Genomic DNA, 19,659 nt, shown 5'->3' with positions numbered 1-19,659 from the left:
GGGAAACCATCAAAATGAAAAACATTTTAGAAGCACCATTCATCAAAGAAGTCATGCTGTTGACGGACGTCATGTACAAATTCGGCTGGCACGAAAGAAACAGCGGCAACTTGTCCTACTTGCTGAAAGAAGAGGAACTTACGGAATATCTGGATCTGAACGAAGTGAAACGCAACATTCCGATCGCTTTCGACGGAAAAGCTTTGGCCGGGAAATATTTCCTGGTCACCGGAACAGGTAAATTCTTCAAAAACGTCATCCATGACCCGGCGGATGTCTTGGGAATCCTGAAAGTAACTGCGGAAGGCAACAGCGTAGACCTGTTATGGGGATACGAAAATGGAGCGGCTCCTACAAGCGAATTGCCTGCTCATTTTATGTCGCACATTTCGCGCTTGTCGGTCGATCCTGAAAACCGTGTCGTTTACCACTGTCACGCAACCAACTTGTTGGCGATGTCCTTCTCTTGCGAGTTGGACGAAAGAAGCTTCACGCGCATCCTTTGGAAAATGTGTACTGAGTCATTGGTCGTGTTCCCTGAAGGCGTGGGCATCCTGCCTTGGTTGATGCCTGGAACGAACGAAATCGGCGAAGCGACTGCTGAGAAGATGAAGGAATACCGTTTGATCGTATGGCCGCACCACGGTTTGTACGCAGCCGGAAAAGACTTGGAAGAGTGCTTCGGTTTGGTTGAAACGGCTGAAAAATCAGCGACTGTCTATACACTTGTACAATCGCAAGGCGGCATCAGACAGGAAATCACTGATGAGCAATTAAGCAATTTGGGCAAACGTTTCTCTGTAACGCCAAGAGCGGGCTACTTGAACATCTAATCTTATCAAAAGGGGATAATGCAAAATGGCAACTTTTTATGTACCAGCAACAAACCTTATCGGAATAGGCTGCATCAAGGAATTAGGCAGCAATGTGAAGGAACTCGGCTACAAGAAAGCCTTGTTCGTTACGGATAACTTCTTGGCCAAAAGCGAAATTATCGCCGTTGTCTTGGCGGAATTGGACAACGCGGCTATCGACTATGTGATCTATGCGGATGTCGATCCGAACCCGACTTGCAAAAACGTCAACGAAGGTGTGGCTATGGCCCAGGCTGAAAACTGCGACTTCATCATTTCCTTCGGCGGCGGCTCTCCCCAGGATGCAGCGAGTGCCATCAGCATCATCCTGACGAACGGCGGCAAACCGCAGGATTACGAAGGCGTGCACAAATCCGCTAAAGCCGGCTTGCCGGTTGTGGCGATCAACACGACTGCCGGAACATCCGCTGAAATCACAATCAACTACGTCATCACCGATGAAGACCGCAAAGTGAAAATGGTTATGGTCGACAAAAACAGCTTGGCGAAGATCTCCGTGAACGATCCTGAATTGATGCTGACGATGCCTAAATCATTGACTGCGGCGACCGGGATGGATGCTTTGACACATGCAATCGAATCGATGGTAACACCTGGCGCTTACCCTGTGACCGAAGTCTTGGCTGCCGGCGCAATCGAATTGATCCGTGAATACTTGCCGAAAGCTGTCGAAAACGGCACGGATCTAGATGCGCGCGATAAAATGGTCAATGCCATCTTCTTGGGCGGAATGGCATTCAACAATGCCGGTCTGGGCTATGTGCATTCGATGGCTCACCAATTGGGTGCCGTCTACCACTTGCCGCACGGCGTCTGCTGCGCGATGCTGTTGCCGATCGTGGAAGCCGAAAATGCCAAATTCGCGCCTGAACGTTTCCGCAAAGTAGCGAAAGCTTTAGGCTTGGCAGTAACGGCTGACGTATCCGATCAAGCCTGCGCGGATTACACGGTCGAAGAAATCAAACGCTTGTCCAAAGTCGTCGGCATTCCAACCTCATTGAATGAGCTGGGCATCAAGGAAGAAGCATTCGATTATGATTACCTGTCCAAAAATGCCATGATCGATGCCTGCGCACCAGGAAATCCGTTCACTCCGACATTGGAAGAAACGATTGCCATGTACAAAAAATTGTTCCAATAATCCAAACTTGAGCTAAAAACAACTTTTTCAAAAAAATTAGATAATCCGAATTTGTCCAAAACAAGATTGTCGACAATAAAGAAGAGCCGCCTCGATTTTTGAGGTGGCTCTTCTTTGCTGTGCCAAAAGCCGGTTATAGAGCTGGATGTCGGCTGTTGAGGATGCCATGAATATCGAACAGCCGACAGAAAATCGAACTCTCGGCTGTTCGTACCACGAAGCGCTCGGAAAAGCCGAAAAAATCCGAATTTCTCGACAGTTCGCGATGTGAAACGCTCGAAACAGCCGAAAAAACCTGGCTCAATTTCGACCAAACTGAATTGGCCCGCCTTCTATTATAGCTTAAGTCTATAGCTGTGTATATTTATTAAGTGTTATCCTATATCCGGTTTCCGTGGCATACTGGAGCAACCTTCTGATAGAAGCTGATCAGCAACTATCGGGACAGTTGCAAGACATCATGTTCGCAGTTTTCCCTGATGTCTGGGGAAGGGACTTGAAATAGCAGGAACCAAAAAAATGAAATGGAGGAATTCAAAATGAACAGTTCACTAATCGGTTTTCCAAGAGTAGGCAAAGGGCGCGAGTTAAAATTCGCATCCGAAAAATATTTCAGAAAAGAAATTTCAGTAGAAGAGTTGGAGAAAGTCGCAAAGGGTCTTAAGATAATGCACTGGAATCTGCAGCAAGCAGCCGGAATCAGCCATATCCCTTCGAATGATTTTTCATATTACGACAACTTGCTGGATGTGACTGTCTTGTTGAATGCTCTGCCCAACAGCTACAGACAGCTAGGCTTGAATGAACGCGACACTTATTTCGCGGCTGCTCGCGGCTATCAAGGCGAAGCCGGCGACGTCAAAGCGTTAGCGATGAAAAAATGGTTCAACACCAATTATCATTATTTGGTTCCTGAGCTGTCTGACGACACCGAAATCAAATTGGCGGGTGACAAGCCTTTCGCCGAGTATGAAGAAGCAAAAGAAATCGGCGTGCTGACCAAACCGGTCATCATCGGCGGATTCACTTTCCTGAAACTGGCCAAATATAAAGGCTCTAAAACAATAAATGATTTTGCCGACCAAGTGGCAGATGCCTATATCGCAATACTCGATCGGTTCAATGAGCAAGGCGTGGCGTGGGTGCAGTTCGATGAACCGAGTTTGGTCACTGATCTGTCCGATGAAGATTTGGCGTTATTTGCTTCCCTGTACGAAAAGGTGTTGGCGCATAAGGGCAACGTAAAAGTATTGCTGCAGACATACTTCGGGGATATCCGGGACAGCTACGAAGAAGTGATTGGACTCGATTTCGATGGCATAGGCCTTGACTTCCTTGAAGGCAAGCAGACCGTGGAACTTTTGGAAAGACATGGCTTTCCAGCTGATAAAACGTTGTTTGCCGGTGTCCTGAACGGAAAAAACATCTGGAAGAGCGACTACAAAAAGGTCATCGCGTTGGTCAAAGGGTTGGAAAAATACAGCAATGACATCGTCATCAGCACTTCCTGTTCGTTGCTGCATGTTCCCTACACGTTGGAAAATGAGACGAACTTGCCGGAGGAAGTTTCCCAGTATTTCGCTTTCGCGAAGGAAAGACTGCAGGAAATCAAAGAATTGACGGAATTGATCGGCACATCCGGACACTATGAAGAAAACGAAAACTATCTTGCGAATCAACAAGTCTTTTCAGCGGACCGGGTCTACGAAGACAAGCATGTGCAAGCGTCCGTGGCAAGCCTGACAGAAAGAGATTTTGTCAGAAATGTTCCAAGAAAAAAACGGAGAGCGATCCAAAAGGAAAAGCTTCAACTGGGTCTGTTGCCGACGACGACGATCGGTTCGTTCCCGCAGACGAGAGAAGTGAAGCAGAACCGCAGCAAATACCGCAAAGGCGACATCAGCAGAACCGAATACGATGAAAACATCAAAGGCTTCATCAAAGAATGCATCGATCTGCAGGAGGAACTGGGTTTGGATGTGCTGGTCCACGGCGAATCCGAGCGCAACGACATGGTTGAATTCTTCGGCGAAAACCTAGCTGGGTACGTATTTACCGAAAAAGCCTGGGTGCAGTCCTACGGAACAAGATGCGTCAAGCCGCCAATAATCTTCGGTGATATCCGACGCGAAAACCCAATCACCGTGTTCTATTCGGAATATGCACAGAGTCTTTCCAACAAACCGGTCAAAGGGATGCTCACGGGTCCAGTGACGATCTTGAATTGGTCGTTCCCGCGTGAAGACATTTCGCTGAGGGAGATGGCTTTCCAGATCGGTCTGGCGATCCGCGAAGAGGTTCAGGACTTGGAAGCGGCGGGCATCAAGATCATCCAGATCGATGAAGCGGCTTTGAAAGAGAAGTTACCGATCCGCAGGGAAGAATGGGCCAGCGAGTACCTTGATTGGGCCATTCCGGCATTCCGTCTTTGCCACAGCGGCGTGCGGCCGGAGACGCAGGTGCATACGCATATGTGCTACAGCGAATTCGAGGAAATCGTAAAGGATATCGACAACATGGACGCGGACGTCATTTCATTCGAAGCTTCCCGTTCCAAACTGACGATCATCGATGCCTTGAAGGCGAACCAATTCGAAACGGAAGTCGGACCTGGTGTTTATGACATCCACTCGCCGCGCGTGCCGAGTGTTGAAGAGATGGTGGCGGTATTGAAGAACGCGCTGACGAAGATAGACGAAGAAAACTTATGGATCAATCCGGATTGCGGACTGAAAACCAGAGGCATCAAAGAAACGAGAGAAAGCCTGGCCAATCTGGTTGCGGCGGCGCAAATCATCAAAGACGCAGTCTCGGTCTAAAAAAAGAGGTGAAAGCTGATGAAAATAGAATCCAAATTCCAAAAGAAAAAACCGGTGCTTTCCTTCGAAATCTTTCCGCCGAAGCGCGATAAAGCAATCCAGAACATCGATGAGACACTGGCGATCCTGAGCGAACTGAACCCTGATTTCATCAGCGTAACCTTTGGCGCCGGCGGAAGCCACACGAATAATCAGACTGTGGAATTGGCCAAACGGATCAAGCATCAATACGGGATCGATCCGTTGGTGCATCTAACTTGTCTGAATCATTCGAAATTCGAGATCTGCGAATTGTTGGAGGAACTGAAAGATGCCGACATCGATAGCATCCTTGCATTGCGCGGAGACGCAAACCCGGCAGTGGAAGCAAAAAAAGATTTCCGGTATGCCAGCGACCTTGTCAAATTCATCAGGCAGTACGGTGATTTTTCCATCAGCGGCGCCTGTTATCCGGAATGCCACACGGAATCCAAGAACAAAGTCGAGGATATCGCCCATCTGAAAAAGAAGGTGGACAGCGGGGTGCAGCATCTGATCTCCCAGCTCTTTTTCGACAATAATGCCTTCTATTCCTTCCAAGAGCATATCCAGATTGCGGGCATGCACGTACCGGTTGAGGCGGGCATCATGCCGGTCATCAACAAAGCTCAAATCGAAAGGATGGTGACGCTCTGCGGGGCCTCCTTGCCGGAAAAATTTTCCAGAGTGATGCACAAATACGAAGACAACAAAGAGGCTCTTTTCGATGCCGGTATGGCCTATGCGATCAATCAGATCGTCGATCTGCTGGCGCATGACGTGGACGGCATCCATATCTACACGATGAACAATCCAATCGTAGCAAAAAGGATCTGTGACGGCATCAAGAATCTGATTTGAATGAGAACTCTTTTGGGAGTTGCTCATCGGATTAGGGCAGCGGTAGCATGTGCGCTCCTCCGGCGAAGCCAACCTTGATCGGAGATGGTGATTTCCTCCGGTGAGCGCTCCTCTCAACGGAGTTGCGGTTCCCGGTAATAGCTTTCCTCCTGCGAGTGAATGTTGGCCGGAGCTGAGTGCGCGATTGCAGGATGTCCTCCGTCGAACGATAGCTCGTCGGAGGTGAGGGTTTTGCGCTTGCTTCAGCTCCGCCGAGGCATTTCATCCCGCCGCATTCATCAGATTTTTCAGAAAAAAAAGAGAGCTTCCGCCATTTCCGGCGGGAGCTCTTTTGTCGATCAATTACTTTGAGTATTTTTCTTAGTTTGTACACGCGGTCTTTGTGCGGCTTTTTGGCCGCCTCTTGGACCTTGCTGGTTTTTGACGCGAGTTCCGTTATTGCGGGCGGCAACCGGTTTTTTCGGCTGTGGTGCAGCTGCCTTAGTGCCTTCTTTCAACAGGAAAGGCTGATCTGTTACGACCGGAACTTTTCTCTGGATAAGTTTTTCGATGTCTCGCAACAAGGATGCTTCTGTTTCATCACAGAATGAGATAGCTTTTCCGCCGCGTCCTGCGCGTCCCGTCCGTCCGATACGGTGAACATAGGTTTCCGGAACTTCAGGCAGATCAAACAAGATGACATGCGAAAGCTCAGGCACATCGATACCACGGGCTGCGATATCTGTCGCTACAAGAACGCTGGTTTTTTTGGTCTTGAAGTTTTCCAAAGCACGCTGACGCGCAGTCTGGGATTTGTTGCCGTGGATCGCTTCAGCTGAAAGTCCAGCCTGCAAAAGCTTTTTGACGATTTTGTTGGCGCCGTGCTTCGTTCTTGAGAAGACAAGCGAGCGTTCCACTGTATCTTCCTTCAACAGGTGGATAAGCAAGTCAGTTTTGTCGGTCTTGGCTACAGGATAAACGCTTTGGTGGATGATTTCCACAGTCGACGAAACCGGAGTGACTTCCACTTTCACCGGATTTGACAAAATGGTCCCCGCAAGTTTTTCGATCTCAGTCGGCATAGTCGCTGAAAAGAACATGCTTTGACGTTTCTTAGGCAATTCGCGGATGATGCGGCGTACATCATGCAGCATCCCCATATCCAACATCATATCGGCTTCGTCCAAAACAAAGAAATCTACCTGGTTCAGTTTGATGTATCCTTGTCCGATAAGATCCAACAGTCTGCCTGGCGTCGCCACAAGGATATCTGTTCCGCGTTTCAGCGCGGTTGTCTGAGGATTCTGGGAAACACCGCCAAAAATGACTTGGATCTTCAATGGAAGGTATTTTGCGTAAATTTGGAAGCTTTCACCGATCTGTAGGGCAAGTTCACGGGTAGGGGCAAGGATCAGGGCTTTGATGTTACCTTTTCCAGCTGTTCCTGCTTCTGTTAGGTTCTGCAGAATCGGTAGGGCAAAAGCAGCGGTCTTACCGGTACCAGTTTGGGCGCAACCCAACAAATCCTTGTTGTTCATCAGATGCGGAATGGCATCTTCTTGGATGGGCGTAGCTTTCGTGTAGCCTGCCTCTTTCAGTGCGCGCAGCAGGTTTTGATTCAATTCTAGTTCTTTAAATAACAAATGGTTCTCCTTCAGCATGTTCTACATGCATTTGATTTTAGTGGGTTTGTTTCGGGTCAGGTCAGTTTGGGAAAGAGAGTGGGACTCCCGTTTGCCAAATTCCTCTCCGCGAAACGTTATATAGGTTCTCAGAGCAACAGCGTGACTGGCCTACTATATCACAAATGAAAGCAAAAGTCATAGCATTCCGCTTTTGGGTGGAATAATAAGGGAGCAAATAGGGCGCGAAAGAGTAGGTAAATCCGAAACAACCCGCCAAAATCAATTTGGCGGGCTGGCATCCAAAATATTCGTCAGAACTCCCCGCCAAACGCTCTTTGGAAGGTAATCCTAGGGTTGGATCGATCCGAAAGACCCGCCAACGAGCATTTGGCCGCGTAAATGCTGCTAGTCTGACAGGAGTCCTATAGCAGTTCCCATTTCTTCGCCGCTTCTGTTTTGCGCTTGAGGCTATTGAGATTTTTTGTGTATTCGCGCGCGTAGAGGATCGAAAACAACGTATTCAGTATGTACTCAAAGGATATCTGCGATGAGAAGGTACCGACTTTGAAGAAGTCGAACTCATCATAAGGCACCTCGATCACTAGGTCGTACAGCTTGCTCGTTGGTTGATCCGTATTTGCCGTCAGCAGGATGCAGGGGATCTTCATGGAATTCAGGTATCTTATGATTTTTCTGTGGGTTGCTGAATTGCCACCGTAGCTGATGAACATAGCACAATCGGCTTTGCCCATGCTCATGGCATTCCAGGCGGACTCCCCATATTCGTCGGCAATCACCAGATGTTTGTTGATTTTGATGAGTTTGTTCTGGTAGCTGCGGGCGCGGATCTGGGAATCGCCCGTCCCGAAAAGAAAGATCTTATCCGCCTTTTGCAGCAGATCAGCCGCTTTGTTCAGTTTGTCCTTTTCCAGTTTCACCAAGGTTTTTCTGATTGTTTCGATTGTCAGGTCGGCCATTTTTTTGGCGATGTCCATCGAACCGTCCATCGGCAGGAAAGGGAAGTTGGGATCGACGTTTGTCGGCGTATGTTTGCTGCTTTGGATTTCATGGATCAGCGCCACCTTGAAGCTCCGATAGCCTGAAAAGCCCAGTTTCTGGCTCAGCCGGATGATTGCTGAATGGGAAGTGAACGTATTTTCTGCAAGCTGCTGGATCACCATATCGGGCACATCATCCAAGTTTGTCAAAATATAATCAGCGATTCTATGCTCAGTGTCCGTAAAACTTTCTTTCAATTTCAATTTTTTCAGCAAACTCATCCTATTCCCTCCATATATAACGTATCCAGCAACGATTCGACCCACTTGTCCGATCCGGCATTTCCTTCAATATAAGCAATAAACCTGGAAAAGGCAACTGCGAACAGTGAATTTTAAAGGATATTCGCATGTGCGCTGAACATTATGTTCAGTGTTTTACAAGCAAAGCGAAGTTGCGTTGAACAGCAGGTCCCGTCTGACGTAAAAGCGTTTTCGTGGAGGTTGGTATTCCCTATAATGAGGCCATGCAAGAGAAATGGAGGAATTATTTTATGTTAACTATCGCTTATATCGGCGGCGGGAAAAGCGCCCACCGTTATCACATGCCATTTTCCCTGAAAAACGAAAACATCCGCATCAAGACGATTTTTTCTCCGGTACAAGACAATGCTTGGGAAAAAGTACCCGGTGTCCTTTACACAGAGAACATTGAGGATATCTGGAACGATGATGCAATCCAGTTGGTCGTAGTCTGCACACCATCGGCCTTCCACTATCAGTACGGCAAAATGGCCTTGGAAAAAGGCAAGAACGCGCTGGTTGAAAAACCGTTCACGAACACATCCGCAGAAGCCAAAGAACTGTTCGCCTTGGCGAAAGAAAAGAATCTCTTTATCCAATGCTACCAAAACCGCAGATTCGACTCGGATTTCCTGACGGTCCAAAAAGTGATCGAGAGTGGCGTTCTGGGGGATATTCTGGAAGTCGAAATGCACTACGACTACTTCAGACCGGAAATTCCGGAGTCGATCACAAGCTTTTCGAAGGTCAACAGCTACTTGTACGGTCACGGCTGCCATACAATCGACCAGGTCCTTTCCTACTTCGGCAATCCGGAACGGATCACGTACGATGTGAGACAGCTTTTGGGCAAAGGCCGCTTCAATGATTACTTCGATTTGGACCTCTTCTATCCGACCAAAAAAGTATCCGTCAAATCCAGCTACTTCCGCCTGAAGGAACGTCCTAGCTTCATTGTCACCGGCAAAAAGGGCTCATTCGTCAAGCAGACCAAAGACCGTCAAGAGGAGCATTTGAAAGTATTCCATATGCCGATAAATGCTGATTTCGGGATTGATTTGCCGGAACATTACGGTGTCCTCACTTATATGGATGACGCGGGCCGTTACCACGAAGAAAAAGTCGTTTCCGAAGTTGGGGACTATGGCCGGATCTATGCCGGCGTCTATGAGTCGATCGTGAACGGGAAAGAAAAAATCGTCAAAGATGAAGAGACCATCCGCCAAATTGAAATTCTTGAAGAAGGCATCAACACAATGCAGGAATAATTACAGGAGGTATTAAAAAATGGAAAACTTATTAAATGTCCTTGAGGAAAAATTGACTCCGATAGCAGTGAAACTGGAACAAAACCGCTACTTGAGCGCGGTGAAGAACAGCTTTATGGCAGCAATGCCGCTTTTGATCATCGGTTCCTTCTTTATCTTATTGGCATATCTACCGATTACAGCTTATACCGATTTCATGCTGAGTACGTTCGGGGATGATTGGCAACGGATGTTCACGATCCCGAATAACATTTCCATGGCCATGATGACCCTCTATGTTGTGATCGGGATAGGGAATGAATTAGCTAAATCTTACGGTTTGGACACTATGGCCGGCACCTTTGCGGCATTGGCATCCTTTTTCGTCGTCACACCGATGCACGCTTTCGCTGAGGAAGGCCTGGGAATCGGGATTCCGTTGGGGAACCTGGGTGCTGCCGGATTGTTCGTCGGAATTTTGATCTCGATCATCGCAATCGAAATCATGCGTTTTACCGAAAAAATGGGCTGGCAAATCAAAATGCCCGATTCGGTTCCGCAAAACGTATCGAAGTCCTTTTCATCCTTGATTCCGGTTGCGTTGGTCATCATTTTCTTCAACTTCGTGCGCATCGGCTTTGAGCAGACTAGCTATGGCGACGTACAGACGTTCATATTCAATAACCTGCAGACACCATTGACAGCTTTAGGCAGCACGTTACCTGCGACCATTGTAGTGCTTATCATTGAAGGTGTCCTCTGGTCATTCGGTTTGCATGGTTCAAATATCATCGGCAGCGTAATGCAACCGATCTGGTTGACGCTGACTGCCGAAAATGCTGCAGCAGTGGCAGCAGGACAGACCATCCCAAATATCGTAAACTATCAATTCTACAGCAATTTCGTCAAAGTCGGCGGCTCGGGTGCCACATTCGGTCTCTGCTTGTTGCTCTTATTCGCGGCCAAATCAAAGCAATTCAGAGCCTTGGGTAAATTGTCGATCGGACCGGAAATCTTTACGATCAATGAATCAATCATTTTCGGCATGCCGATCGTCCTGAACCCAATCATGATCGTGCCATTCCTATTGACGCCGCTCGTCTTGAGTACCGTTGCTTATTTCTCCATGAGTACGGGGCTCGTACCTTATACAAATGGTGTGAATATCCCATGGACCACTCCACCGGTCATTTCAGGCTTCCTGGTTTCGGGTTGGAGAGGTGCAGTGCTGAATATCGCGCAGATCGCTCTTTCGGCTGCAATCTACTTCCCATTCTTCAAAATTGCGGACAATTTGGCGGTCAAACAGGAACTGGAAAATGAGGAAGAGCAACAGCATCAAATGGAAGCTGTCGAGGCATAGAAATTCAATAAAAAATTAATTGGAATACAAAGAATCGAAAAAGGGGTCATACATTATGAAGCTTGCAATACTAGGATCAGGACAAATCGTCATGGATTTTCTGACGATGGCGAAGGACTTGCCGGATACGGAATTGGTCAGCATGTTCGGCATCGAAGCGGAACGCGCGAAAATGGAGGGCCTGGCAAACACATACGGCATCGGGAAAGTATATACGGACTACCAAGAAGTCCTGAACGATCCGGAGTGCGACACCATCTATGTGGGACTACCTAATCATCTGCACTACACATTCACGAAGCAAGCATTGGAGAACGGAAAACATGTGATCTGCGAAAAACCATTCACGATCAAGTCAGCTGAATTGATCGAACTGAAGGAACTGGCCGAAAGCAAAAAGCTGATCCTGGTCGAAGCGATCACGACAAGATACTTGTCCAACTATCTGGCGATCAAGGAGCAGATCCCTCAATTGGGGGATCTGAAGATAATCGAATGCAACTATTCCCAGTATTCTTCTCGATACGATGCCTTCAAAAACGGAGAAGTTTTGCCCGCCTTCAGTCCGAAAGCAGGCGGCGGCGCCTTGATGGACATCAATATCTACAATATCCATTTTGTCGTCGGGATTCTGGGGAAACCCGACTCGGTTAAATACCTTGCGAATGTCGAGCGAGGAATCGACACTTCCGGAATTCTGCTGTTGGATTACCCAGGTTGCAAAGTCGTCTGCATCGGCGCGAAGGATTCAGCAGCTCCGATAAGATCCATGATTCAGGGCGATAAAGGCTCCGTTGTACTGAATGGCCCGCCAAATCTCTGCGATTCTTTTGTGGTGAACCTAAACGGCCAGGAGAGCCAAGCAGTGGACAAAAAGGTACATCCGCACCGGATGTACGAAGAATTCTGCGAATTTGCGCGCATGATCAAAGCAAAAGATTTTGCGAAAGCCAAGGATATGCTTGAGCAAAGCCAAGTCGTGATGGAAATTGCCGAAGAAGCTCTGGCAGGAGCCGGAATCGTTCTGGGTTGATAGAATAAATAAAAGGATGGGGCTGTCTCGAAATGAGGCGGCCCCATTAATGGAAAGGTACATGCCTAATGGATAAAGTCGAGCTATTGAAACAGGAACAGACGCTGCAATTTGGGGCATTTACGCATGATATGGGCTTGGAAATCGCGCAGCGCATCATCAAAAAAGTCAAGGGACTAGCCGGAAAGCCTGTCGGCATACGGGTCGTTCACAACGATTTATTGATCCTGCATTATTTGATGGACGGCAGAAAAGAGAGCCCTTGGCTGAACCGGAAGGAAAAAACCGTGTTGGACAGCGGGCACAGTTCGCTCTATACCTACCTGTTTATGGATGAGGTGCCGGAATACAAGGAGTGGGAGAGCAGCGAAGAATACGCCATCTGCGGCGGAGGTTTCCCAATCATCGAAGGTGGACAGGTCACAGGTGTCATCTGCGTTTCCGGCTTGGAACATCTGGAGGACCACAGATTGATCGCCGAATCGATGGAGGAAGTGTTGACGGCGCACCAGTAAGACCATTGCTGACGGATTATATAATAAACAAGAAGACCGCACCAAATTGGAATCCATTTTGGCGCGGTCTATTTTTAATTAAACATTTTTTCTTTGAATAGCGGGAATTCAACTCGTCAATGACTAGTCTTGGATTTCATCCAATCTTTTCAGATGCTTTTCGGCAATCTTTTTCACTTTGTCGACGCGGTTGGTGTATCTTTCGATATCGCTGAGGTAATCGGTCGTCATCCAAGCCGTCACGATTTCAAGCGCCAATGCCGAACCAATGATTTTTCCGCCAAGGCAGAGGACATTCGTGTCGGAGTGGGAACGCGCCAGTTTCGCGCAGAAAGGATCCTGGCAGACCGCTGCATAGACGCCGTAGATTTTGTTGGCGATCATGGCACTGCCGTAACCGACGCCATCCACAAAGATACCGCGGTCGGCTTTTCCTTCCGCCACAGCCAGTGAGGCAGGGTAAACATAATCGGACAGGTCACAAGGTTCTTCGTTGTAAGGTCCGAAGTCGAGCACTTCATGGCCTTCCTTTTCAAGTAAAGCTTTGACTTCTTCTTTCAATGCGAAGCCGGCATGGTCGCTGGAAACGGCAATTTTCATTTAAATCCCTCCATTATCTGTCATTAATCAAAAGTATAAGCCAAATGGCGAGAGTAGTACAGACTGAGTTTACAGATCAAGGCACTGCGATAATTTGGGTAAAAGAACAATCTGCATTTAGAGCATTTTTTCATATGATTTTGATGTAGTTTTATAGATTGATTTTGATTATAGTGAGCGTATACTTATGAAGAACAGCAGGACCTGTCATTGAATCAGCTGTCAAAATTATTTTATACTGGAATAACTGCAGAGATGGTCGTTGAGGCCTACTGTTTATTGAAAAAAATGTCCGCAGCACGAGATGTTCGGGGAACCTTGCTGAAAGAAACGCCGCTTGAAGCTGAAATGAAAACCATGACGGCTGAACAGGTAACCGCTAAATTCCAAAATCAAGCGGCAATGGCCGGAAAACTGCTTGATTTTCATTTATCTGATGAGGATTTTTTGTGGACCATCAAATATTCATGAACCGGCATGCCCGCTATTTTGCCATGCCCACCCATTCGCATGAATTCCAGGAGCTGAATTACCTTCTGCAAGGGCAATGCACCCAGTGGATCGGCCATTCCATCATTGACAAGATCGGCGAGCTGGCCTTAACCAAGGCGTTGAAATCAGGCAAAATCTATGCGGCTGGCTTGGATGTCCTCTCGGAAGAACCGGCCACAAAAAATATCGAATTTTTCCAGTTGGATAATGTCAGAATCACGCAGCATATCGCATGGGGTTCGCAAGAAACAAACTTGCGCGCCATCGCGATCGCCTTGGATAATCTGGTCAATTACCTTCAGGATCAGCCGACTAGCGTCATCAGCTGAGTCCCAATGATGAATACTGAAAAAAGATCGAGTGCAGAAGCTCGGTCTTTTTTTGCTGTGGCGCCGTCTGCTGATATAATGGAACTGTAGAGAAATTCTTTACTGACGCGCCGGAATTTTTGTTCTGAACGGATGGGGGAATGTGACATGCAAGTCGATTGGGCCACTATGAGCGGCAACTATGCGAATTTTGCCGGGATACTTGCCGGGTTTGTGTTCAGCGGCATTTTCTTGCTGCTGGAGGACGAGAAAAGGGACGCATCCGAGGTCATCAGCATTCTTTTTGTCGGATTTTTTGGACTGGTGCTCACAGCCTTTTTATTTTCGAACATCAGTGGTATGGAAGCGGAGGCGCTTGATCAAAACCGAATACGGTTAGTGTCTTTTCATCTAGTGATAGCTAGCATCATCTTCTCGATTGCGATCATGCAAATGTTCCTCAGCCTTGTTTTCATCTTCATCCTATATCAACTGCCGACGCAGGTCATCAGCCTGGGCAAAACGATCTATTACGGATCGGCCCTTATCGCAACGATGTTCGTGATCAGAACAATCCCGGCTCTGTATACTGACGAGGCCATCTTGTCCGCGTTGCCCCGAAATCTGTATCTTGCGGTAGTTGTTACGGTGGTATTTACGTTTATCCTCAGCAAACTTTTCAGGAGAAAATTGGATGTCTTGTTTGAACGCTACTTCATCATGATCATAACCGCCACTTTCCTGTTCATGCTGCTGCTCGTTGTTCTTTACAACACACAGCTCCACCTGAAAGATATTCCCGTAATCGTCGATCAAGTTATTATGGGGATGTTCACGGTTAATATGATGATCAATAACTTCAGCATCAACCATGAATACCGTATGATGCAGTTGCAAGACAAGAAATGAACGTTTTATGTCCGTTTGATGATTTTTGTTTTGATTTTCCGATTGTTTCAAGTACAATATAAGAAAAGGATCGGGGTGAATACATGAAGTCAAGTCAAGGAATTGTATATAAGAGAAGACAGCATATCTTAAAGGCCCTTCAAGAAAAGAAAGTAGTGTTAGTGGAAGATTTGGCGAAGGAGCTGGACGTTTCAGAAATCACTGTCAGACGGGATCTACAGAGTTTTGACGACCAGCACCTCATCGAGCGTTTTTATGGAGGCGCCCGTCTGCTGGAGGGATCTTTTCAAAAAGAAGAGTATCCGGCAGTCAGGCCGCATCGTTCGAAAAAACAGGAAATTGCGAAGTTGGCTGCCACTCTGGTCAATGATCATGACATGATCTTCATCAATTCGGGATCGACTGCATTCCTCTTGCTCAACTACTTGTCGGATCGGAATGTCACCATCATAACGAACAACGGACGGGCAATCTTTCGGAATCCGTCCTCGAAAGCGGAAATTGTGCTGTCGGGCGGGGAAATATACGAAAAGAAAAAATCGCTCGTTGGGGATTTCGCCTTGTACACATTCTCGAAGGTGACCGCGAATATCTGTTTTCTGGGCGTGGGCGGTATCAACGAAAAAGGCATCACGACCTATGCCTTGCCGGAAACGGCAATCAACAGGCTAATCCTTGAGCGGACGAATGGGCCGCGCATCGTAGTGGCGGAAGGCAGCAAAGTGGGCCGGGAACAAAATTTCTCCACCGCCGACATCAGCCTCATCACGCATCTGGTCACTGATCGCTCTGCGGATAAAGAGGAAATAAAGAAGATTGAAGCTAAGGGCGTCAAGGTACTGTACGTTACCGAAGTCAACGTCAATGGCGAGAATGAAATCAGAATCGAAGAGTGAATATAATAGAATACAAATACGGCGACAAAACGCGACGGGAGGCTTCCGGCAGTGTTTTGTCGCTTTTTTTTATTGGAATCAGCATGCACGCCCTCATCGAAGCGATCATAAAGAAGGATCCGGCGTTTGAATCGTTCATAACCAATGAAACGATCATAAAAATAAGCTAAAGATTGTTTGTTTAGGACCTATTGCGGCTGAAAGCGTTTTATTGTATGATTACTTCATCGAAAGAAATGTTCATTATATGAACGTTTTAAGATCGGTGTACAAATAATAAGAAGAAGTGATCATAACGATTACGCAGAAGGAGAATGACGAATGGCTAATGTTAATGAGATTACAAAAGAATCTTGGGTATTGAGTACCTTTCCTGAATGGGGCACTTGGCTGAATGAAGAAATCGAAGACACAGTGGTTGCTGAAAATACATTCGCGATGTGGTGGCTAGGCTGTACAGGCATTTGGTTGAAATCACATGAATCGACAAACATCCTTTGTGACTTATGGTGCGGCACAGGTAAACAATCCCACGGCAGCGGCAAGATGAAGGACGGCCACCAAATGCAACGCATGAGCGGCGTTCAAAATATGCAGCCTAACCTGAGAGCTCAGCCTTTTGTCATTGATCCTTTCGCAGTGAAAAACGTGGATGCATTGGTCGTTACGCATATCCATTCCGATCATTTGGACATCAACACAGCAGCGGCTGTTCTGAAAAACTCGAGCGACGCGGTTAAATTCGTAGGACCGCAAGCGGTTGTGGATACTTGGATCGGCTGGGGAGTTCCTGAAGAGAAATGCGTAGTCGTGAAACCGGGAGACAGCGTCAAAATCAAAGACATCGAGATTGTCGCGCTTGAAGCATTCGACCGCACAGCATTGGTTACGGCTTCTGAAGGAGAAGTTTTAAGAGGGAAGATGCCACAGGACATGGATTTGATTGCAGTGAACTACTTGTTCAAAACTTCAGGAGGAAACTTGTATCATGCAGGCGATTCCCATTACTGCAACTATTTCGCAAAACACGGAAACGATCACCAAGTGGATGTCTGCTTAGGGGCATTCGGTGAAAACCCACGCGGAATCACCGACAAGGTCACTTCAGTGGACATGCTGAGAATGGCGGAATCTTTGAACGCGAAAGTAGTCATCCCGGTCCACTATGATATCTGGTCGAACTTCCAGGCGGATCCTAAAGAACTGATCGAGTTGTGGAAATTCAAAAAAGATCGTCTTCAATACGGATTCAAGCCATATATCTGGCAAGTCGGCGGCAAATTCGTCTATCCGAATGACAAAGACAAAATGGAGTTCAATTTCAACCGCGGATTTGACGATGTGTTCAGCGTCGAAAATGATTTGCCTTTCACTTCATTCCTATAAGAAAAAGCACCTAAGAGGAGAGATCATATGTTAGATGAAGTCATCAAAAATCAAAGGTATTCTTTCCACGAGGGATTCGATAGTTGGCAAGACAGCATCCGTGCTGCTTGTCAACCACTTATCGAAGAAGGCGCCATCGAGAGCGCTTATCCCGAGTATATCATCGAAAACGTCAACGAATTCGGACCTTACATCGTCATCGCGCCGGATATCTGTATCCCGCATGCGCAAGAAGGCAAGGGTGTAAATGAAACCGCTATCTGCTTTATGCGTACGAAAGTGCCGGTGAACTTCGGGCCGGCAGCCGAGTATGAGGCGCGCATCTTCTTCGTCCTGGCATCGACGGACAACGAGAAACACCTGGCGAACCTATCTACACTAGTGACATTGCTGTCTGATGAAAGTGTCGTGGATGCCTTTATACAAGCTAACTCAGTCGCGGATTTAGAAAAAATTATGGAAATCGAGGGTGAATATCTTGGAACTACTAATTAGTGTATGGACATTCTTTCAAGTTAATATCTTAACGCAACCTGCTTTTTTCCTTGGTATTATCGTATTCGTAGGCTATCTATTGCTGGGCAGACCCGTATATGATGCTCTTGCTGGATTCATCAAGGCAACTGTCGGTTATCTAGTACTGAATGTGGCCGCAGGTGGTTTGGTCGGAAATTTCCGCCCAATCCTGGCAGGCTTGAAAGAAAGATTCAACTTATCGGCAGTCGTAATCGATCCATATTTTGGACAAACAGCTGCACAACAAGCGATTGAAGGAGCCGGACGTTCGTTCAGCCTTATGGTTATCGTGTTACTTATCGCTTTCATGGTGAATATTGTTTTAGTCATTTTCCGTAAATATACTAAAGTCCGGACCGTGTTCATCACCGGCCATATCATGGTGCAACAATCCTCTACTGCTTTATGGCTAGTCTTGTTCGCTTTTCCTGAATTGCAGGATGCGGGCGTCATCATCATGTTGGGCCTTTTGTTGGGAACGTATTGGTCAGTATTCTCTAATCTGACCGTAGAAGCAACGCAAGATTTGACTGAAGGCGGCGGCTTTGCCATCGGGCATCAGCAAATGTTCGGTGTCTGGTTGACCGATAAATTTGCAGGGAAATTTAGCAAAAACAGCAAAAAATTAGAAGATGTCACGCTGCCTGGGTTCCTTTCCATCTTCAAAGAAAGCGTCGTTTCGACAAGCATTCTGATGTTCCTGTTCTTCGGCATCATCATGGGTATCCTCGGGAAAGATCTGATGATGACCATCGATGCTACTTATACAGGCGAACGTAACTACATATTCTACATCTTGGAAAAATCACTTTACTTCGCAGTTTATCTGCAAATTTTACAACTGGGTGTCCGTATGTTCGTATCAGAATTGACGGAATCCTTCCAAGGTATCTCCAACAAACTGTTGCCTGGTTCCATGCCGGCCATCGACTGCGCGGCAACTTATGGTTTTGGACCAGGAAATGCCGTCACTTTCGGATTCTTGTTCGGAGCTTTGGGACAATTCTTGGCGATCATCGGTTTGGTGGTATTCAAGAGCCCGGTTCTGGTCATCACTGGATTCGTACCTGTATTCTTTGATAATGCAACGTTTGCTGTATACGCAAACCACAAAGGCGGCATGAAAGCCGCAATGATCATCCCGTTCATTTCGGGTGTCATTCAAGTTCTCGGTGGCGGCTTGGCTGCCTACATCTTCCAGCTTTCCCAATTCGGCGGCTGGCACGGTAACTTTGACTGGGATACGTTATGGTTGGGTTACGGAGTCATCATGAAATACGGCGGTTATGCCGGTGTCGCTGCACTTGTCATCGGGATGCTGTTGATACCGCAATTGCAATACCGCAAAAACAAAAAACACTACTTCATGATCGCAGAAGATTATGAGCAATACAAAGAAGAAATCGAAGCTGAAAACAAAGCTGAATTCAGCGTTGAAGCAGCCTAACCGAAAAAGCAGGATATATAATAGGAGGAATTGATTATGAAAGTACTAGCTGCATGTGGAAGTGGAATGGGTTCAAGCCAAATCATCAAAATGAAAATTACGAATGTCTTCAAAAAATTAAACATTCCTTTGGAAATCCATCACTGTGCGGTATCCGAGGCAAAAACTTTGGCACCTAGCTACGATGTGGTTGTTTGTTCGAACGCGCTCTTGGACGTATTCAAAAATGTGGACCAAAGCAAAACGAAAATCATCGGTTTGAAAAATCTCTTGTCCGAAAAAGAGATCGAAGAAAAAGTCCGCGAAATCGTCTTGGGCGAATAGGCGG

19 protein-coding genes are annotated in these 19,659 nt (G+C 47.0%); 16 read left to right on the top strand and 3 right to left on the bottom strand.

Features of this window, described 5'->3' with window-relative positions; all coding sequences use genetic code 11:
• Positions 1 to 8 precede the first annotated feature (8 nt).
• From rhaD to metF, 4 genes are all read left to right on the top strand, one after another.
• A complete protein-coding gene (rhaD, locus tag WBM30_RS03170; RefSeq protein WP_424899420.1) occupies positions 9 to 833 on the top strand; it encodes a rhamnulose-1-phosphate aldolase in 825 nt (274 codons plus the stop codon).
• A gap of 25 nt (positions 834 to 858) precedes the next feature.
• A complete protein-coding gene (locus WBM30_RS03165; protein WP_424899332.1) occupies positions 859 to 2,016 on the top strand; it encodes an iron-containing alcohol dehydrogenase in 1,158 nt (385 codons plus the stop codon).
• A gap of 539 nt (positions 2,017 to 2,555) precedes the next feature.
• A complete protein-coding gene (gene metE / locus WBM30_RS03160; protein ID WP_424899331.1) occupies positions 2,556 to 4,835 on the top strand; it encodes a 5-methyltetrahydropteroyltriglutamate--homocysteine S-methyltransferase in 2,280 nt (759 codons plus the stop codon).
• 18 nt (positions 4,836 to 4,853) lie between these two features.
• Positions 4,854 to 5,714, top strand: a complete 861-nt coding sequence (metF, locus tag WBM30_RS03155) for a methylenetetrahydrofolate reductase [NAD(P)H] (RefSeq protein WP_424899330.1) — start codon at positions 4,854 to 4,856, stop codon at positions 5,712 to 5,714.
• A 338-nt stretch (positions 5,715 to 6,052) separates the two neighbouring features.
• On the opposite strand, the gene WBM30_RS03150 is transcribed toward metF, so the two are convergent.
• Together WBM30_RS03150 and WBM30_RS03145 are read right to left on the bottom strand one after the other, a co-directional pair.
• Complete coding sequence (locus tag WBM30_RS03150) at positions 6,053 to 7,336, bottom strand: DEAD/DEAH box helicase (RefSeq protein WP_319996269.1); 1,284 nt, start codon at positions 7,334 to 7,336, stop codon at positions 6,053 to 6,055.
• Positions 7,337 to 7,740: 404 nt separating this feature from the next.
• A complete protein-coding gene (locus tag WBM30_RS03145; protein ID WP_424899329.1) occupies positions 7,741 to 8,598 on the bottom strand; it encodes a MurR/RpiR family transcriptional regulator in 858 nt (285 codons plus the stop codon).
• Between the two features lie 272 nt (positions 8,599 to 8,870).
• Here WBM30_RS03145 and WBM30_RS03140 point away from each other — a divergent pair, with 272 nt between their 5' ends.
• The 4 genes from WBM30_RS03140 to WBM30_RS03125 all read left to right on the top strand — a co-directional run bounded on the left by WBM30_RS03140 (position 8,871) and on the right by WBM30_RS03125 (position 12,777).
• The gene (locus WBM30_RS03140) at positions 8,871 to 9,887 is read left to right on the top strand and encodes a Gfo/Idh/MocA family oxidoreductase (protein ID WP_424899328.1); all 1,017 of its coding nucleotides are present in this window, start codon (positions 8,871 to 8,873) and stop codon (positions 9,885 to 9,887) included.
• A 19-nt stretch (positions 9,888 to 9,906) separates the two neighbouring features.
• Positions 9,907 to 11,229 (top strand): PTS sugar transporter subunit IIC, encoded by a 1,323-nt coding sequence (locus WBM30_RS03135; RefSeq protein ID WP_424899327.1) that lies wholly within the window; start codon positions 9,907 to 9,909, stop codon positions 11,227 to 11,229.
• 55 nt (positions 11,230 to 11,284) lie between these two features.
• On the top strand, positions 11,285 to 12,262 hold the full coding sequence (locus WBM30_RS03130; protein ID WP_424899326.1) for a Gfo/Idh/MocA family protein: 978 nt from the start codon (positions 11,285 to 11,287) through the stop codon (positions 12,260 to 12,262).
• Positions 12,263 to 12,330: 68 nt separating this feature from the next.
• A complete protein-coding gene (locus WBM30_RS03125; RefSeq protein ID WP_424899325.1) occupies positions 12,331 to 12,777 on the top strand; it encodes a heme-binding protein in 447 nt (148 codons plus the stop codon).
• Between the two features lie 123 nt (positions 12,778 to 12,900).
• Here the strand turns inward: WBM30_RS03125 and WBM30_RS03120 are convergent, their stop codons facing one another.
• Positions 12,901 to 13,377: an RpiB/LacA/LacB family sugar-phosphate isomerase gene (locus WBM30_RS03120; protein ID WP_107994698.1), complete on the bottom strand. Its 477-nt coding sequence runs from the start codon at positions 13,375 to 13,377 to the stop codon at positions 12,901 to 12,903.
• A 210-nt stretch (positions 13,378 to 13,587) separates the two neighbouring features.
• Here WBM30_RS03120 and WBM30_RS03115 point away from each other — a divergent pair, with 210 nt between their 5' ends.
• From WBM30_RS03115 to WBM30_RS03080, 8 genes are all read left to right on the top strand, one after another.
• Complete coding sequence (locus WBM30_RS03115; RefSeq protein WP_424899324.1) at positions 13,588 to 13,848, top strand: hypothetical protein; 261 nt, start codon at positions 13,588 to 13,590, stop codon at positions 13,846 to 13,848.
• The gene (locus WBM30_RS03110) at positions 13,827 to 14,198 is read left to right on the top strand and encodes an NAD(P)-dependent oxidoreductase (protein ID WP_424899323.1); all 372 of its coding nucleotides are present in this window, start codon (positions 13,827 to 13,829) and stop codon (positions 14,196 to 14,198) included. Before WBM30_RS03115 ends, WBM30_RS03110 begins: the two co-directional genes overlap by 22 nt.
• 147 nt (positions 14,199 to 14,345) lie before the next feature.
• A complete protein-coding gene (locus WBM30_RS03105) occupies positions 14,346 to 15,086 on the top strand; it encodes a hypothetical protein (protein WP_424899322.1) in 741 nt (246 codons plus the stop codon).
• 83 nt (positions 15,087 to 15,169) lie between these two features.
• Positions 15,170 to 15,982: a DeoR/GlpR family DNA-binding transcription regulator gene (locus WBM30_RS03100; protein WP_424899321.1), complete on the top strand. Its 813-nt coding sequence runs from the start codon at positions 15,170 to 15,172 to the stop codon at positions 15,980 to 15,982.
• 321 nt (positions 15,983 to 16,303) lie between these two features.
• Positions 16,304 to 17,368, top strand: coding sequence for an L-ascorbate 6-phosphate lactonase (gene ulaG / locus WBM30_RS03095; protein ID WP_086628866.1), 1,065 nt, complete (start codon positions 16,304 to 16,306; stop codon positions 17,366 to 17,368).
• 27 nt (positions 17,369 to 17,395) lie between these two features.
• Complete coding sequence (locus WBM30_RS03090; protein ID WP_086987101.1) at positions 17,396 to 17,863, top strand: PTS sugar transporter subunit IIA; 468 nt, start codon at positions 17,396 to 17,398, stop codon at positions 17,861 to 17,863.
• Positions 17,844 to 19,331, top strand: a complete 1,488-nt coding sequence (locus tag WBM30_RS03085; RefSeq protein WP_424899419.1) for a PTS ascorbate transporter subunit IIC — start codon at positions 17,844 to 17,846, stop codon at positions 19,329 to 19,331. Before WBM30_RS03090 ends, WBM30_RS03085 begins: the two co-directional genes overlap by 20 nt.
• Before the next feature lie 36 nt (positions 19,332 to 19,367).
• Positions 19,368 to 19,655, top strand: a complete 288-nt coding sequence (locus WBM30_RS03080) for a PTS sugar transporter subunit IIB (protein WP_424899320.1) — start codon at positions 19,368 to 19,370, stop codon at positions 19,653 to 19,655.
• The last annotated feature ends 4 nt before the right edge of the window (positions 19,656 to 19,659 follow it).

The sequence above is a fragment of the Trichococcus sp. genome (assembly GCF_049684335.1).
Classification (GTDB): domain Bacteria; phylum Bacillota; class Bacilli; order Lactobacillales; family Aerococcaceae; genus Trichococcus.
Note: the sequence above shows the minus strand (reverse complement) of the source record. Positions and strands in the feature narration are given on the sequence as shown.